15 protein-coding genes are annotated in these 16117 nt (G+C 45.2%); 8 read left to right on the forward strand and 7 right to left on the reverse strand.

What is annotated here, in order from left to right; genetic code table 11:
- Positions 1 to 367 precede the first annotated feature (367 nt).
- Positions 368 to 1342, forward strand: a complete 975-nt coding sequence (locus F0220_RS04145; protein ID WP_105602093.1) for a tRNA dihydrouridine synthase — start codon at positions 368 to 370, stop codon at positions 1340 to 1342.
- Between the two features lie 96 nt (positions 1343 to 1438).
- On the opposite strand, the gene F0220_RS04150 is transcribed toward F0220_RS04145, so the two are convergent.
- A complete protein-coding gene (locus F0220_RS04150; RefSeq protein WP_223199844.1) occupies positions 1439 to 2461 on the reverse strand; it encodes an ankyrin repeat domain-containing protein in 1023 nt (340 codons plus the stop codon).
- A 287-nt stretch (positions 2462 to 2748) separates the two neighbouring features.
- On the opposite strand from F0220_RS04150, the gene F0220_RS04155 reads away from it, so the two are divergent.
- Positions 2749 to 3318, forward strand: coding sequence for an SF0329 family protein (locus F0220_RS04155; protein WP_105602096.1), 570 nt, complete (start codon positions 2749 to 2751; stop codon positions 3316 to 3318).
- Positions 3319 to 3488: 170 nt separating this feature from the next.
- Entirely contained in the window at positions 3489 to 4655 is a 1167-nt protein-coding gene (locus tag F0220_RS04160) for a cobalamin-independent methionine synthase II family protein (protein WP_091019746.1), read from the forward strand.
- Between the two features lie 201 nt (positions 4656 to 4856).
- Here F0220_RS04160 and F0220_RS04165 read toward each other — a convergent pair whose 3' ends face one another.
- Together F0220_RS04165 and F0220_RS04170 are read right to left on the reverse strand one after the other, a co-directional pair.
- Positions 4857 to 5432: a GNAT family N-acetyltransferase gene (locus F0220_RS04165; protein ID WP_105602098.1), complete on the reverse strand. Its 576-nt coding sequence runs from the start codon at positions 5430 to 5432 to the stop codon at positions 4857 to 4859.
- 41 nt (positions 5433 to 5473) lie between these two features.
- Entirely contained in the window at positions 5474 to 6235 is a 762-nt protein-coding gene (locus F0220_RS04170) for a TVP38/TMEM64 family protein (RefSeq protein WP_105602099.1), read from the reverse strand.
- 159 nt (positions 6236 to 6394) lie between these two features.
- On the opposite strand from F0220_RS04170, the gene F0220_RS04175 reads away from it, so the two are divergent.
- Positions 6395 to 7087 (forward strand): response regulator transcription factor, encoded by a 693-nt coding sequence (locus F0220_RS04175; protein WP_091019742.1) that lies wholly within the window; start codon positions 6395 to 6397, stop codon positions 7085 to 7087.
- On the forward strand, positions 7080 to 8423 hold the full coding sequence (locus F0220_RS04180) for a HAMP domain-containing sensor histidine kinase (RefSeq protein ID WP_091019739.1): 1344 nt from the start codon (positions 7080 to 7082) through the stop codon (positions 8421 to 8423). Before F0220_RS04175 ends, F0220_RS04180 begins: the two co-directional genes overlap by 8 nt.
- Before the next feature lie 201 nt (positions 8424 to 8624).
- On the opposite strand, the gene F0220_RS04185 is transcribed toward F0220_RS04180, so the two are convergent.
- Positions 8625 to 10160 (reverse strand): carboxylesterase/lipase family protein, encoded by a 1536-nt coding sequence (locus F0220_RS04185; protein ID WP_105602101.1) that lies wholly within the window; start codon positions 10158 to 10160, stop codon positions 8625 to 8627.
- 81 nt (positions 10161 to 10241) lie between these two features.
- Between F0220_RS04185 and F0220_RS04190 the strand changes: the two genes are divergently transcribed.
- Entirely contained in the window at positions 10242 to 11051 is an 810-nt protein-coding gene (locus tag F0220_RS04190) for a helix-turn-helix transcriptional regulator (RefSeq protein ID WP_105602103.1), read from the forward strand.
- Between the two features lie 2 nt (positions 11052 to 11053).
- Here F0220_RS04190 and F0220_RS04195 read toward each other — a convergent pair whose 3' ends face one another.
- Complete coding sequence (locus F0220_RS04195) at positions 11054 to 11257, reverse strand: hypothetical protein (RefSeq protein WP_105602104.1); 204 nt, start codon at positions 11255 to 11257, stop codon at positions 11054 to 11056.
- Positions 11258 to 12421, reverse strand: a complete 1164-nt coding sequence (locus F0220_RS04200) for a glycoside hydrolase family 27 protein (protein ID WP_105602106.1) — start codon at positions 12419 to 12421, stop codon at positions 11258 to 11260. It abuts the gene before it with no gap.
- Positions 12422 to 12936: 515 nt separating this feature from the next.
- Here F0220_RS04200 and F0220_RS04205 point away from each other — a divergent pair.
- Positions 12937 to 13644: a DNA alkylation repair protein gene (locus F0220_RS04205; protein ID WP_105602107.1), complete on the forward strand. Its 708-nt coding sequence runs from the start codon at positions 12937 to 12939 to the stop codon at positions 13642 to 13644.
- 285 nt (positions 13645 to 13929) lie between these two features.
- Here F0220_RS04205 and F0220_RS04210 read toward each other — a convergent pair whose 3' ends face one another.
- Positions 13930 to 14505: a TetR/AcrR family transcriptional regulator gene (locus F0220_RS04210; RefSeq protein WP_091019728.1), complete on the reverse strand. Its 576-nt coding sequence runs from the start codon at positions 14503 to 14505 to the stop codon at positions 13930 to 13932.
- 200 nt (positions 14506 to 14705) lie between these two features.
- On the opposite strand from F0220_RS04210, the gene lpdA reads away from it, so the two are divergent.
- On the forward strand, positions 14706 to 16091 hold the full coding sequence (gene lpdA / locus F0220_RS04215; protein WP_105602109.1) for a dihydrolipoyl dehydrogenase: 1386 nt from the start codon (positions 14706 to 14708) through the stop codon (positions 16089 to 16091).
- Positions 16092 to 16117: the final 26 nt, after the last annotated feature.

Genomic DNA, 16117 nt, shown 5'->3' on the forward strand with positions numbered 1-16117 from the left:
ATGACGATCTGCAGGTTAAATACCTGCCGAGCTTCATTTTAGAGGAGCTTTTCCAGTTCGGCAAGAGCAATCGGGCTGAAAATCTAATAAAGACGTGATAAAATCGGGAAAGGGCAATTTCGAGATCATCGAACTTTCAATAATCTGAAGATCTAATGGAAGTAATAACAGATACTGCTGTTTGAACAAAGTTACATTTGCATGGTATAAGTGAAGAAGAAGGCTAGGACACCATAATGTGAATTGCCACGAAACTGCGAATGATCTTGTAAATGATAGGCCAGCAGATGCATGAGTTACGAGTTTTACTATGTTAACTATTAATGAGGACAAAGACTGTCCTGGAATGTATAGAGGAGCTTTTGAGATGACAAAGGAAAATTTTTGGCGTGAATTGCCACGACCATTTTTTATACTGGCACCCATGGAAGATGTGACGGATGTTGTGTTTCGGCATGTCGTAGGTGAAGCGGGAAGACCGGATGTGTTTTTTACGGAGTTTGCGAATACAGAGAGTTATTGTCACCCGGAGGGGCACCATAGTGTGCGCGGGCGTCTGACTTTTACAGCGGACGAACAGCCGATTGTGGCTCATATCTGGGGAGATAAACCGGAATTCTTTCGTGAGATGAGTATCGGTATGGCGAAAGAAGGATTTAAAGGCATCGATATCAATATGGGTTGTCCGGTAGCGAATGTAGCCGAGAATGGAAAAGGAAGCGGATTGATCTGCCGGCCAGCCCTTGCGGCGGAGATTATTCAGGCGGCGAAAGCCGGGGGGCTGCCGGTCAGTGTGAAAACGCGTCTTGGATTTACTGAGGTCTATGAATGGCGCGACTGGTTGACCCATATTTTGCAACAGGACATTGTGAATCTATCTATTCACTTGCGGACGAGAGAAGAAATGAGCAAAGTAGACGCTCACTGGGAACTGATTCCGGAGATTAAAAAACTTCGTGATGAGATAGCACCCAATACTCTTCTAACGATTAATGGGGATATTCCTGACCGTGAGACGGGCCTCCGACTAGCTGAGCAATATGGTGTGGATGGCATTATGATAGGACGCGGTATCTTCCAGAATCCATTTGCTTTTGAGAAGGAGCCGAAGGAACACAGCAGCACGGAATTGCTTGATCTGCTACGGCTGCATCTGGATCTCCATGATCAATATTCCGAGCTTGAACCGCGTTCGTTCAGCCCGCTAGCCCGGTTTTTCAAAATCTATGTTCGTGGCTTCCGCGGTGCTAGTGAGCTGAGAAACAGCTTGATGAACGCCAAAACCACTTCTAAAGTACGCGAATTGCTCAATGAGTTTGAAAGTAATGAACAGGTGGAGTAGAGTAAGCCGTAATCATGGATACGAAGTATGATTCAGGTAGATTTAATAGAAAAAAAGAAGCGGTAACTTTTCCGCTTCTTTTTTTTGCTTTGCTGTTTAACGCGTATACTCTGGCTTCTCTATTGCGACTGGCTGAGGATTCGCTAATACCCATAACACAGCCAACTCGGATAATCTGGCAGGCGCATCAAAATCGTATCCATCATGAAGCCTGCTGACCAGGTTTGCTGCCTCTTGGAGTAGTGCCGGGGCGAGTGGCGCACCAATGCCCAGGTGACGAATCAGTGCATCCAGCATCTTGCGATACTCTGCATCCCAGTTTCCTCCGCCATTATCCAATACTTCATGGGATACACGCCCTGTGATGCGGATAACCTCTCCCTGCACCGTTTGAGCATGGCCCTGGGCGGGAATGAGATATTCCCACAGCTCTTGATGTTGCTTGGGCCAGGTGGTTGCCGTTACCTGAATGGGGGTGGTCCCATCGTGCATGATCCGATTTGCTACCGGCTCGACATCAAATAGCCGGTAAAGTTTGATTAGCGCGTCTGAAACTTCATCGACCTTGTCCTGATTGAACTTCTCACGAACGAATTCAAAATCCTTACCAATCCGCTTCACCGATTCTTTCATATCTGGCGTGACCGATGCACCAGCATTCAGCAGAATGGCGGCAATCTCCGCCAAATCGACAATATCACTATTCTGGCAATTGACTAATCCCTTAGCTAATGGCGTATTTCCCTTATTATTTTCAACGTTAATAGCAGCACCTTGGTTTACCAACTCTTGAACCACTGTGGTTCTATACCCATTGACCGCTGCATGTAACGGTGTTTCATTTTGGTAATCCACAGCGTCCAGATCCGCACCTAATTCAAGAAACAGGGCTACATTTCCTGACCAGTGTGAGGCATGAGCATGTAGAGGCGTGCGTTGATATTTGTCGCGTGCATTAATATCTGCCCCTTGCTCTACCAGCCAGCGGACCACTTCATCCGATATTTGACGAAAGCTGAGGGTCGTACCTTTGCTGTAGCCCCCACGGGCATCCCATTCACATTGCTCGAAAACTTCTTTTACAGCAGAAATATCATTATCTTTAACGAGTTTTTCCATATGAGCAGGTAAGGTTGCTTTCTTCTTAGCCATTACATTCTTCCTCTCCTTTGTGAATAACAACGTATGTTCCAATGGTAAGCTATGACGATTTAAGAGTAAGTAGATAATTTTCTGCAATTTTATCACACAGAGGAATTTAAAACCAATAACTGGGTTTCTTCCATCGTCAATTTGTTTTGCTATGTTATAATTTAGGTGAATGTTGATACTGGAGACGGATTGAAAAAAATATTTGAAATGATCGCCGCAATTCATGCGGTAGGCTTTTGATAATAGGAGGATTTATGTCCTGGAGCAAATTGAAGCAACAACTGGAGAGTTTTCTTAGTCCCGCGTTAGTTGGAAGGGTGGAGTACCGTGCTACCAGCTATCGCTATTCACCTGATAAATCAGGCAATTGTTATATTACTGTAGATAAAAAAAATGTACTCAACATGAGTGATACTACAACCCCAATCCGATGGTATCAGACAGAGCAGGAGATCAAGAGCGATCCGGAGATCATGATTCCTGTGAGCGATGAAGAGATTGAAGCTATCAGAAAAGATTCCAAAGGACCCATTCCCGAGGAGCGTCTTCAAGTCATGGCAAGAAGTAGAAAAATCTCGGTACATGCCAAAGAGCTGTTGTTGGCTCAGACCGCACTTAGTAAATCGAATTTTACCGTTGCAGCCACGACATATCTATCGACTTCTATAGAGGATAATCTGGAGAGCAAGGATATCTTGTTTAATATTCTGGCTTTAATGGACAGACGAGTTGGCAAAAAGCGAATTCTGAACATGTCGGAGCAGGTCAAATTAAAACATCCAGCGGTACAATATTTTTATGAACTGCGTCGTCGTACGGTGTGAAATTGAATAACGTTCACGGATAGAGGTACATTGTGTCGGTGACGGTTTCACTGAAATCTGTCTAATAAGTGGATATAGCTTTTAACTATAACCAGTTATGGTTTTTAAGTATCCCTTCTAACTGCTCTCAGCGTGATATGATCATTGTATACAACGAGGGGGGTTTTTACATGACTGATAAGTTCCAGATCGTAGGAAGTTTATTGCGGCCGGATGAGCTGCTGAAATATAAAACGCAAATTGAACATAATGATGATATCCAATATCCGTTCTATGAAAACTACGAAGGATATGAAAAGTGCGAGACGGAGGCTATCAAACAAGTTGTCGCTAAGGAAATCGAACATAACTTGTCCGTTGTTACCGATGGAGAATTTTCCAAATCGATGTGGCATCTGGACTTTGTATGGGGATTTGGCGGCGTGAAGCGTTACATCGCGGATCACGGCTATTTTTTCAGAGATGTGGACGGAACTTCGAAATATGAAACACGCAAAGATATTGGACTACGCATTACTGATAAATTGAGTGGAAAGAACCATCATTTCATTCAACTGTTCCAACAACTGCAAGACACAGCTGGCGAGCAACAAACGAAACTTTGTGTACCGTCTCCTTCCCATATTTTCGGTGAGCTTTCCTGGTCGGATAACATTGGTGGAACGGATGCTGTATATCAGAACATACAGGAACTCAAAGAGGGTCTTGTGATCGCGTATAAGGAATTCGTGGAGGAATTCGCTGCAGTGGGCGGTAAAATTCTGCAATTCGATGATTGCTTATGGGAACTGTTTGCAGACGACAACCCGAACTCTCCGTTTACAGGGGAAAATATTAATCAAGATGAAGTAAAGGGTCTCGCTACCGAATTCATTGATATTAATAATACCGTGATTGACTTTGGTCATAGCCTTGGCTTGAAAATGTGGACACATAACTGTCGTGGCAATTATGATTCCCGCAACATGGGTGGTGGATCGTATGCCAAAATTGCGAATCTGTTCCTGAAGCAATTGAAGTATGATCGTTTCTTCCTGGAATGGGATGATGATCGTGCGGGTTCAATTGAAGCTCTGGAAGTGTTCAAGGACAGACCTGAAACGGAAATTGTACTGGGTCTGTTGTCATCCAAAACGAGTACACTCGATGATGAAGCACGTGTTGTCCGTTTGCTGGACGAAGCTTCCAAAATCATCGATAAGGATCGGCTGCTGCTGTCTCACCAATGCGGCTTTGCATCTTGTGATGGCGGTAATGAATTAAGCGAAGCTCAACAATGGGCGAAGATTGATCAAGGGCAGAAGATTGCAAAGCAATATTGGGGCAGCACGATCTAGGATTTAAGCTGAATGGTATTGTGACCTTATAAACACAATGTTTGATCAATAGTGTTATGCACGATAATGAAACGGCGACTTTTCCTCTGGAATCTATCCAGGGAGAAGCCGCCGTATTTGTTGTGGAACGTACACATGGTTAGGTTCTCATGTCTATAACTTTTTTAAACTAATGATGACGCATAGGCATGTCTTTCTTTATTACTGCGATTCACGCTGAGCCAGCCATTCCTTTTTCAACAAAGCATATTGATACGTATTCTCGTATTTCGGTGTGCCGTCCTCATTATTGACAAATGAAATGAACTCCATAAAAAGACCTTCCCGGCGCATGCCCAGCTTCTCACACAGTTTCTGAGAACGGAAGTTATCATCCTCGACATAGGCGTACAGTCTTCTTATTCCCTGTTCCATAAAGAGATTTTCGATGAAAGCATTGGCGCTCTCACTGGCGTACCCTTTCCCTTCATATCTGCCATTAAAATTCCAACCAATACTATACGTATCTGAATTCGAATCCTTATCCGTATCGGAATCCCGATCTTCCCTCATACCAAACAGCTCACCGATCAGCTCGTTACTGTCTTTCAGGCAGACCGCGATGTGGGAATCGTCACTGCTTCTTTTTGCGACCTCTGTCTCCGCGTCTTCCAATGTTAAAATTCGTTGATCCATAAAACAATTCACTCTGGGATTTGCCGTGTATTCCAATAGTCCGGCTGCGTCCGTTACGGTGAAATTTCGCAGGATTAATCGATTGGTTTCAAGTGTTTGCATAAGATATACCTCCGGTTTTCATATCAATAGATTGGCTATGTTCATGTTGTATCTCTTTTTATTTTACGAGACTCCCTATTCGTACTATAACTGGGTATAGCCTTGGGTTTGGCTTTGGTACTGTCTGACCGGGAGAACAATCCCACCAATTTCTCCCTATAGATATAACCGAGTACAAACCCGATTACAGCGATAACAGAAATAATAATGGCGATTGTGTATTGTTGCATATGAATTGTGGACCCTATAACGGTAGATGCGATGATCCACGGCAGACGACCAACGATAAGGATCGTGAAGAACCTAAACGAACTAATCGATGTAAGTGCGGCGACAAATACAAGCATGTCTTTGGGCAAGCCGGGAATTACGAAAAATATAAATAAAAAAGCGGAGAACTTCTTCTCATCATGAATTAAAGACATCCACTTATTATTTTTCTTTTGCATTAGTCGTGAAATATAGGCGCGACCGATGTAACGAGTGAAATAAAAGGCGATCGCTGAGCCTATAATCAAGCCTATTGTAGTATACAAGGACCCAATTGTAACCCCATAGATATAACCGCCTGCAATCTGTACCACTTCTCCTGGAATAGGTGCAACCACGATCTGAAGAATCTGGAATAAAATAAACATGACCGGACCCCAATGGCCTGTTGAATGAATATACGCTCTGAAATTGTCCATGGAAGACATGATTTTAATAATGGCAGGAGAATAATACACCAGTAGACCAATGGACAACATGATGAACAGACCCAACAATATGTTAATCATTACTTTTTTCGAAGTTTGTGGCATTCCTGACGACCCCTTTGTGTAATAACTTCTACATATTTACAGTATAAGACGAAATTATTAAGAGATACCTACATAACTTCTGAAGAATTCTTAAGTCGATTGTATTTGCTGGTAGTCGCTAATAGCGCATATTATACTGAAATTAGACGGAGGGATCAGATGAGCAAGAAAATTCTAATTGCTGATGATAACAGTGAAATTCGTGAAATTGTAAGGATTTTGTTAGAGAGCGAGAATTATGAAGTGATTGAAGCGATAGATGGTCAAGATGCGATTGATAAAGTGAACGAAGAGACGGATCTCATTATTTTGGATATGATGATGCCCAATAAATCGGGGCTGAAGGCGTGTCTGGAGATTCGTGAAAAAACAAGCGCACCGATCCTGTTTCTCACAGCGAAAACGCAGGACTCTGACAAACAATTGGCCTTTTCCTCAGGCAGTGATGACTTTTTGTCCAAACCCTTTTCCTATACAGAACTCGTTTCGCGGGTGAAGGCTTTACTGCGGAGATATTATATATATCGGGGCAAGGAGAAGACCGAAGAAAAGGACCAAATTATCGTTAAGGATCTTACCGTCCATCAGGATTCAAAAGCCGTGTTTGTTGGGGAGAAGGAGATTGCTCTAACTGAAATTGAATACCAGATCTTGCTCCTACTGGCCAAGAAACGACGTAAGGTGTTTTCGGCAGAAAACATCTATGAGAGTGTTTGGGGGCAACCCTACTTTTATACGTGTAATAACACAGTGATGGTTCATATTCGTAACTTGAGAGGCAAACTGGAGGATGACCCGCAGAACCCTAAATATGTGAAGACCGTTTGGGGGAAGGGGTACAAAATTGAATAGATTATTCATAGGAAAAAAGCTGAAGATTAAACTGGTTCTGGCGGTTGTCATTTCTTTGGTCATTTCCATAAGTGCACTCGTTATTTTACAAGTTGTTGGCGAGACTCTATTGGATAGTTATTTAAGCAAATCCACTTTTGTAGAGAACAGGCAGCAAGATGCGCTTGATCGATTCGAAGCATTTGTGGATAACCAGAACGTGTCAACCCGTGATCATGAGGAATTGTCTGCTTGGATAAGTCATGAGCGCTACTTAAATCTGTATATTTTTGCAAAAGACAAATTGATATTTTCCTCCAATACGGGGATTGATCCGGCCATTAATGAAGAGTTGTTAACTCAATTCGTGCCATCGAAAATACCCATTACCACCATCCACTTTGCGGATCAGGATGCCCAGATATACTTGGTTAGCTTTTATGAGTATCAATACTACAACCTCATTCTGATTATTGGTGTTTTCATAGCGGCCATTGTGTTCCTCGTTTCCTTTCTACTGATGATTAATAAGAAAACATCTTATATTGGCGTGCTTGAACAAGAGATCAAAATACTCGAAGGTGGAAATTTGGATTATTCGATTACGATATCGGGAAAGGATGAACTGTCATCTCTGGCCCAAAGTATTGATGAGATGAGGAAATCATTTGTGGAGCGGCTGGACAGCGAGGAGAGGGTCAGGATGGCCAACCGTGAATTGATCACGGCGATTTCCCATGATTTGCGAACGCCACTCACGATTCTATTAGGATATATGGATATCATAGAGCTCAACAAATATAAGACACATGAGGATCTGTTGCAGTATATTCATAATAGCCGGGAGAAGGCCTATCAGATCAAAGTGCTGTCGGACAAACTATTCGAATATTTTACGGTATCCTCGGCCGCTGAAGAAGAGGAAGTAGAGTTTGAAATGTATGAAGGCAGAGCACTTATCGATCAACTCATAGATGAGCAATTAGTGGTTTTGGACGATATAGATGTGCAGGTTCAGACAGATGCACATCATGAGGAGTTTTTGTTGGAAATCAATCTGGTCGCCATGCGTCGCGTAATGGATAACATATTTTCAAATATTCGAAAATACGCCGATCCAGTGCATCCTGTTCATATCCAGATTTCTTTGAAGCAACAATGGGTCATTCTTGAGGTAGAGAATAAGATTAAACGTGTTGGCAAAAAGAATGATAGCAACGAAATCGGGCTCGTTAGTTGTCAGAAAATGATTCAGCAGCACAACGGGACGTTGACGGTTTCGCAGGAAAAGGATATCTTTTCACTACAGATTAAGCTACCTGTCATCCTCAATAAACCAACACAGACTCATATATAACGGATCTCTTGAAATGATACTGATTGTCTTCCGTGGGATTTCTCTGGCTGTCTGATTTTGTTGTTACCTTAGACTGCTGTAGTGGAGAAGCTTGCTAATGGGCATGGGCGAATGAACATCGCTCTACCATTCACACTATACAAAAAGAGCCATGCGACAGCATGGCTCTTACATATATCGTGAGAGGGCAAGACTCATGTTTTAAACAACAGGTTCATTCTGTTTCTTGAAATATTGTTCAATTAAAAACGCGAGCATCGGTCCGGGCTCAGCCTTCTGTAATTGAGCCTGATCGCCAAATTCCATGAGATACGGCTGTTCCGTAGTACAAGGAGTCCAATGAGGCATCAGCTTTCCGGTGGAGTCCGAGCCGTTTGGATCACCTGTAGCAATAAAGTTGGATAAATAATTACACATCTGGCGAGCCAGATCATAATGCTTGCCTGTGAAAGGCCGCCAGCATTTGGCGAGTGTTTCGAAGAAGAACCACAGATCGACGGAGTGAAAAGTGCCTGGCTGATCCCAGCCCGGAATCTCGGCGTCGAAGTTATAATAGTAGAGAGGCGTTTCAGACGGATGACCACTGTTCGCGCGAATGGCGAGCAGAATGGCATGTTGGATCATGCGGACCGATGCCTGTTGCAGGGCATGCTCGAATTGGCCGGAATTAGTCTCACATAGCTGCAAAAAGGTAGGAGCATCCTCGCCAAACAGCTCCACAGCCATCTGTTTCAGTTCTTCCAGATTGGCTGCGGCGGGACGGGTCCAGAATTCTGAAGACGTATGCCCCAGCATTACGGGTATCGCCTCGCGCTCCTGCTGAACAAAACGAGTAAACGAATCGCCTGCGCAGAATTGTTCGTCGATGACGGTTCCCCAGAAGCTTTTATATTCGAGTGCTTTGTCACGGAGAAATTCAGCATCCAGTTGTCTCGCCTCAGTCAGGGAAGATACGCCCAGGAAGTCGAAAAATGCAACCCCGGCTTGCTCTGCATCCCGCAGTGTGGAACGGACAGAAGGCACACGGACTTTCGGGTACAACTCCGTAGCCATACCGCTCATGATGACGGCTCGCTGGAACAAGCCCTTATTTTGCGGAGAGGTCATCTGGCTGAGTACACTTCCCCCGCCTGCCGACTGTCCACCGATCGTGATCTGGTCTGGATTACCGCCAAAGGCGGCAATGTTGCGTTTGACCCACTGTGTGCCCGCTTGCTGATCGAGATGACCGAAGTTGGCGGGTGCATGGGGGGATTCGGCACTAATCTCAGGATGACACAGGAAGCCGAAGGCATTCAGCCGATAATTAATCGTCACGACGACAATGCCTCTACGAGCGATTCGCTCACCGTCAAATTCCATTTCGGCCGTATGGCCCACTTGGAGGCCCCCGCCAAAGTACCAGACAAAAACAGGCAGCTTCTCGTCCGTGCGTTTGGCTGGTGTCCAGACATTCAGATACAGACAATCCTCATCCATGGGCAGGTCGGGATCAACGGCCCATTCGCGGGTATAAATATTGTTGTCATCGATGACTGTTGGGGCTTGCATGGAGATGGGGGCAAAATCAAAAGCTTGCAGTACACCTTCCCAGCTCGACTGCGGCTGCGGAGCGCGCCAGCGGTTCTCACCTACAGGAGGTGCGGCAAAAGGAATTCCCTTGAAGCTGGTAATCCGCGGGTCCGCCGCGGGCAGTCCTTGCACTTGTCCATGTTCTACCGTAACCATTCTAAGCATACAACATTCTCCTCTCTGGATTTAGCGTGTAAGCGTTACCGTACATCTGACCAACGTGGCATTAGAAAGGGGGAATCAAGGTTGAATCCGATTTGGCATGAGAGCAATAGAGCCAGTAATTTGTATTTTATCAGCGGTGGTCACAAGCCAGCCAACCCTCACCAATGGGGGCCAGGCGTGCGAGACGTTTATGCGTTGCACTATATTATCCGCGGCCAAGGGACGCTGGAGACGGGCGGCCGCGTTTTTCGGTTAGTTACGGGGGAAAGCTTTATCATATTTCCGCAAAAGGAGATTTATTATTATCCAGACCCGCAAGATCCATGGGAGTATGTCTGGGTGGAGTTTAGCGGTGAGGATGCCGGGCGGTTGCTGGGGCTGACGCAGTTCTCAGAGGTACAACCCGTGGTGTCGGTCTCGCCGGAGACACTACAGCCTTTTTTCCACCTTGCCTGGAACGCGGGTGCATCATCCTATGAATTACTGCGGGCTGATGCACGTTTGCGTCTGCTGCTCTCCTACTATATGGAGCATTATCCGAAGGAGCCGCAGGTGGATGCCAAGGATTATGTCTGGCTGGCGAGAAAGTACATCGAGCAAAACTACTGGAAGCCGACACTGACCGTCACGGAGATCGTAAAGGCAGTTAATCTGGAGCGCAGTTATTTGTTTCGTCTGTTTAAGGCAGCAACCGGCAAGTCTGTTTTGGAGTATATTACATCCTGTCGAATCGATCGCGCCTGTGAGCTGCTGAAAACGTCGGGCCTGCCGATTCAATCGGTAGCCTATTCTGTCGGATACAATGATCCGTTATATTTTTCCAAAGTATTTAAGAAAGCAACTTCACACACGCCAACATCGTACATGATGTTGCACGGGACCAAGGCATAACGTTAACGGAACAGGGCGCAGTTCCCGGACTCTCGGAAATAATGGATCAGCTTCTCAATAGGCTCGCGTCCACAGTTCAACTTCACTCCTATACAATCGATGCACAGAAATTGCTGGGCAGAGCGCGAGATCAATTTGAGGTAGATGCCCACATCGTCTGAAGAGAGCGGAACCTGACAGGATGTGCACAGGCGATGTTGAGTCATCTATTTCACCAGTTTCGCACGCACAATTAAACAATCATGTGCTGCGACAACGGGAGCGAAGCGTTCACGGAATACGCCAAGCTCTTTATGTTCCCAGCAGTCATACAGGGACAGGGCATAACCGGCAGCGTAAGGCAGACCCATATCCCAAAATTGCAAAGACAATTCCCGCTGGCTGTCGCTCAGGTTGAAGAAACCAATAGCTAGATCACCATCCGTGAGTACTTTCACCAGCATAAATACATCGTCTGTGTGAAACCATTGCGGTTCTGGTTTAATGCGGTAAGCTCCGCGTGCTTCTACATCCTGATTGATAGCGATCAGGTCAGGATTAAGGAGAATATCCTTTGTAATCTGGTTAGCTTTGCGCATGTCACATCCGATCATTAATGGGGAACCCATCATGGACCAGAGTGAGAAGTGGGTTTTATATTCGATGTCGTTGCATCCGCCGATGCTACCAATATAATCATTGTTGCTTCCACCGTACATACCAACGATTAGCATATCCATGTCGTTATGGCAGAAAGAGCCAGTGTAGCTTTGTTTCCCGAGTTGGGACAGGGCAAGTTCCTTCACTGAATCCCAATTGTCACGGATATCACCGGTGGAGCGGTACATATGAGCGCCCGATTCCCGTATCCAATCGTATACGTCATCAGCTCCCCAATTGCAGGCGGAGAACAGGATATCGCGTCCGCAGTTTTTGAGCGCAAGGCTCATCCGTTTGTACAGCAGCTCTCCTGAGATATGGCGCGGCTTGAAGCAGTAGTCATACTTCAAATAATCAACGCCCCATTCGGCAAAAAGGGCAGCATCCTGGAATTCATGCTCAAAGCTGCCTGGATACCCGGCACATGTATGCGTACCCACGCATGAATACATGCCGAACTTTAGTCCTTTGTTATGGATATAATCAGAGAGCGCTTTCATTCCACTCGGGAATTTCTCCGGGTCCGCCACCAGATTGCCGCTCGCATCACGTTCCTTCAGGCTCCAGCAATCATCAATGACAATATACTCGTAACCAGCGGCCAGATAACCTTCCGATACAAACACATCAGCGACATCCCGAATTAATTGTTCGTTAATATCCCACGTAAAGGTATTCCACGAATTCCAGCCCAAGGCAGGGGCAAAGCCTAACACTTGATTGTTGCTCATGCTCTCGCATCCTTCCTCATCTCGGTTTGGTTAACAACACTAAACTGAACATAAACGATGAGCGACGTATCCTGCCATAGCTTAACGTTGCTTGGACATGGACAGATGTTGCTCTGCTTGTGCTGGGGGAATTAGCTCTTCCAATCAGGCTCTCGGCAGGTATTCAGAAGTTGCCGGTAAAAGCATAAGAAAGGAAAAATGTCTGTCTGCGAAGAAGTTATATCTATCTTTTCAGGGATCTGTGCGAAACAATGGTGTAGATGTTATGATCGGTGATAATGCTCGAACAGGTTGTCAGAGCAACAGGGAAATTTGAATAGTATTCAGTTTTTTTAGGAAAAATACCCCATTAGGGAATCCCTCATGTGAATGGTAATAATCTCGCCGGAATGATTTTGCATATGGCAGAATAGTTCGAATTGGATAATGTACGATTTTGCATCGGTTTTTCGTTAAACATAAGTGTCTGTTTGATATGATCAGATACTAATTTATAGGATTGGGAGTGTTGCCAAATGAATCTAGATGAAGTAATGCAGGAGCTTGAAGCGTTGGGCAAAGAACGAACGAAAAAAATCTATATTTCCAATGGTGCGCATGAACCGTTATTTGGCGTGGCAACCGGGGCGATGAAACCAATGGCGAAGCGAATCAAAAAGGATCAACCTTTGGCGGAGCAACTATATGCAACGGGGAATTATGATGCGATGTACTTTGCAGGCGTGATAGCCGATCCTCAAGCGATGACAGAAGATGATTTCGACCGTTGGATTGACGCTGCTTATTTTTACATGATCTCTGACTTCATCGTTGCCGTTACGCTGGCGGAGACGGATATTGCTCAAGAAGTTTCGGATAAGTGGATCGCCAGCGGAGATGAATTGAAAATGTCAGCAGGATGGAGCTGTTACTGTTGGTTGCTCGGCAGTCGAAAGGATGCTGAATTTTCGGAGAATAAACTGATGGAGATGCTGGAACAGGTGAAAAAGACGATTCACGACTCTCCGGAACGAACGAAATATTCGATGAACAACTTCCTGTATACAGTCGCGACATCCTATCAACCGTTGCACGATCAGGCAGTGGAGACAGCCAAGGCTGTGGGACCTGTCGAAGTGAACAAGGACATGCCCAAGAGCAAGCTGCTGAATGCCTCTGAGAATATCCAAAAGGCAGTGGATAAAGGGCGAACGGGCTTCAAGCGTAAATATGTAAGATGCTGAAATTTTTGCCGTAGCGTCAGTTTTAACATACGGAACATATGATTATCGTGGGATTGAAATCCACAATCTCCATGTTAAAATGGGGACGGAAACAGCTTATCATGCAAAGAAAGCCGTGCGCTAACACGACACTCTGACGCAATAGCCGCTTTTAAGGGCGGTGGGCTTAACAAGAGGATACACGATCAAGTAGACCGCAACCTTTGCCAGGGTGAGCGGTCTATTTGTGTTTTTAACTTGATATAGCAACATCAAATCTACTTATTGTATAAAAACAAGAAACCCTTACATATCTTTTCTTTTAACCATTTCTTTGGCTTGCTGTCTGCCCGCCGAGAGAAAGCTGTCGCTAAGCTCAGGATCACTAACAGAGCGTGCAAGTACAAGCGAACCAACCATTGTACTGAACAGTGCACGACCGCTGGACATATCGATCTCAGCCAGATTGGAGATAAAAGTGATCATCCGCTCTAATTCATGGGTGAACACCTGCCGAATTTCTTCGGACGAACGGGATATTTCGCTGGAAAGGGCGGGGAAAATACAGCTCATTTCCGTTTGGTCGCGGTGATACGGACTCAAATAATAATCGATTACTTTATTAATTTTGGAATTCTGCTCTTCCTGATCAGCCACGTTCTTTAGAAGTGTAATGGTATCACTAATGGCATATTCACAGGCTTCGGCAACCAATTGTTCCTTGTTGTCAAAATGTGAATAGAACCCTCCGTGAGTTAATCCAGCTCCCTTCATAATAAACGGGACACTCACTTCCTGGATACCATTGGTGCGAAAAGCTCGAGCCGCACTTTCAACAATCTTACCTCGTACTTTTATCTTATGTCCTTTAGGATAGGGCATGATCATTCACTCCATAGTTTCATCATTATACTTTTTAAAATATTATAGTCATCATAATAAAGCCTGTCAATTTGGCGACTGAATATCTGTTGCTTTACAAACGGATAAAATACGGTTGTTGACGATTTTAAAATATGATGATTATAATATATTACGGTCATCATATTTTAAATTGACTTCAAATCGGGAGGTATCAGAATATGAGCAAGCTTAAATCTGTGGATACGTTAGTTATTGGATCAGGTCCAGGTGGTTATGTGGCGGCGCTTCGTTCTTCGCAGTTGGGGATGAAAACGGCGATTGTTGAACGTAAACAGCTCGGCGGGGTCTGTACACATGTGGGTTGCATACCATCCAAAGCTTTAATTGCGGAATCGCATCGCTATGATTGGTTCAGACAGTTCAATCAAGCTGACGCGGCAGCGACATTTAAGACTGCTCAGGATTTTAAACAGGGGGTTGTGGATAAACAGGCAGGTGGCGTCCACTATTTGTTAAAGACTGCGGGTGTTAACATTCTGGAAGGAGAGGCCAGTCTGGTGGATGAGCACACAGCCATGATCCAGCAAGCTGGGCAGGAGCAAAGCATTTCTTTTAAAAATCTCATACTGGCAACGGGGTCTCGTCCAATTGAATTGCCAGCATTTCCAGTTGGAGGTCGCATCTTATCTTCCACTGAAGCATTATCTCTACAGGAGGTTCCGAGTAGTCTGATTGTGATCGGCGGAGGTTATATTGGGGTGGAGCTTGGACAGATGTATGCCAAATTCGGAACCAAGGTAACGATTCTGGAGGGAGGCGCACAAGTATTGCCTGGATTCGAGGGGGAACTTGCAGCCCCTGTAGTCAAACAATTGAAGGCGGACGGCATCCAGATCGTAAACGGAGCGATTGCCGAAAAGGTGGAGCACAATGCGGATTCCGTTACACTGCATTATTCAAAAAATCAGGAGCAGCAACAAGTTACAGCAGAATATGTACTGGTTACAATCGGCAGAAAACCCAATACAGACGGCCAGTTAGGACTGGAACGCATAGGTGTGCTCGTAACGAACAAAGGACTGGTTGAGACGGATGAACAGTGCAGAACGGTTATCCCTCACATTTACGCTATTGGAGATATTACAGCCGGTCCGGCACTTGCCCACAAGGCATCCTATGAAGCCAAAGTAGCTGCAGAAGCCATTGCTGGTCTTACCTCCAAAGTGGATTACAAGGTAATTCCGCTTGTCGTGTTTTCTGATCCGGAGATATCCAGTGTTGGGGTAAGTGAGACGGAAGCCAATGCACAGGCCGTTCCGGTGGTTATTGGGAAATCTTCTTTCGGGATTAACGGAAGAGCATTGGCATTAAGAGAACCCGAAGGATTTGTGAAAATAGTGGCAGACCCGACCACAGGAATTGTCATTGGTGCGCAAATCGTAGGCGTGGAGGCATCCACACTGATATCGGAGCTCGCACTCGCAATTGAGATGGGGGCAACCGTGGAAGATCTGGCCATGACGATTCATCCTCATCCGACTTTGGGAGAAGTGATCATGGAGGCAGCCGAGAATGCGGTCACCAAAATTAAAAAGCAAAAATAGTCAGCAAATTTAACCATACACGAGGA

This window comes from Paenibacillus sp. 37, from assembly GCF_008386395.1.
GTDB classification, from domain to species: domain Bacteria; phylum Bacillota; class Bacilli; order Paenibacillales; family Paenibacillaceae; genus Paenibacillus; species Paenibacillus amylolyticus_B.

Bases quoted from the DNA above. Each gene is read 5' to 3' on its own strand.
- F0220_RS04185 (WP_105602101.1), bottom strand. From the start codon at position 10,160: ATGCTTAGAATGGTTACGGTAGAACATGGACAAGTGCAAGGACTGCCC.
- F0220_RS04150 (WP_223199844.1), bottom strand. From the start codon at position 2,461: ATGGAAAAACTCGTTAAAGATAATGATATTTCTGCTGTAAAAGAAGTT.
- F0220_RS04165 (WP_105602098.1), bottom strand. From the start codon at position 5,432: ATGCAAACACTTGAAACCAATCGATTAATCCTGCGAAATTTCACCGTA.
- F0220_RS04160 (WP_091019746.1), top strand. From the start codon at position 3,489: ATGACTGATAAGTTCCAGATCGTAGGAAGTTTATTGCGGCCGGATGAG.
- F0220_RS04200 (WP_105602106.1), bottom strand. From the start codon at position 12,421: ATGAGCAACAATCAAGTGTTAGGCTTTGCCCCTGCCTTGGGCTGGAAT.
- F0220_RS04170 (WP_105602099.1), bottom strand. From the start codon at position 6,235: ATGCCACAAACTTCGAAAAAAGTAATGATTAACATATTGTTGGGTCTG.
- F0220_RS04145 (WP_105602093.1), top strand. From the start codon at position 368: ATGACAAAGGAAAATTTTTGGCGTGAATTGCCACGACCATTTTTTATA.
- F0220_RS04195 (WP_105602104.1), bottom strand. From the start codon at position 11,257: ATGACTCAACATCGCCTGTGCACATCCTGTCAGGTTCCGCTCTCTTCA.
- F0220_RS04205 (WP_105602107.1), top strand. From the start codon at position 12,937: ATGAATCTAGATGAAGTAATGCAGGAGCTTGAAGCGTTGGGCAAAGAA.
- F0220_RS04155 (WP_105602096.1), top strand. From the start codon at position 2,749: ATGTCCTGGAGCAAATTGAAGCAACAACTGGAGAGTTTTCTTAGTCCC.
- F0220_RS04210 (WP_091019728.1), bottom strand. From the start codon at position 14,505: ATGCCCTATCCTAAAGGACATAAGATAAAAGTACGAGGTAAGATTGTT.
- lpdA (WP_105602109.1), top strand. From the start codon at position 14,706: ATGAGCAAGCTTAAATCTGTGGATACGTTAGTTATTGGATCAGGTCCA.
- F0220_RS04175 (WP_091019742.1), top strand. From the start codon at position 6,395: ATGAGCAAGAAAATTCTAATTGCTGATGATAACAGTGAAATTCGTGAA.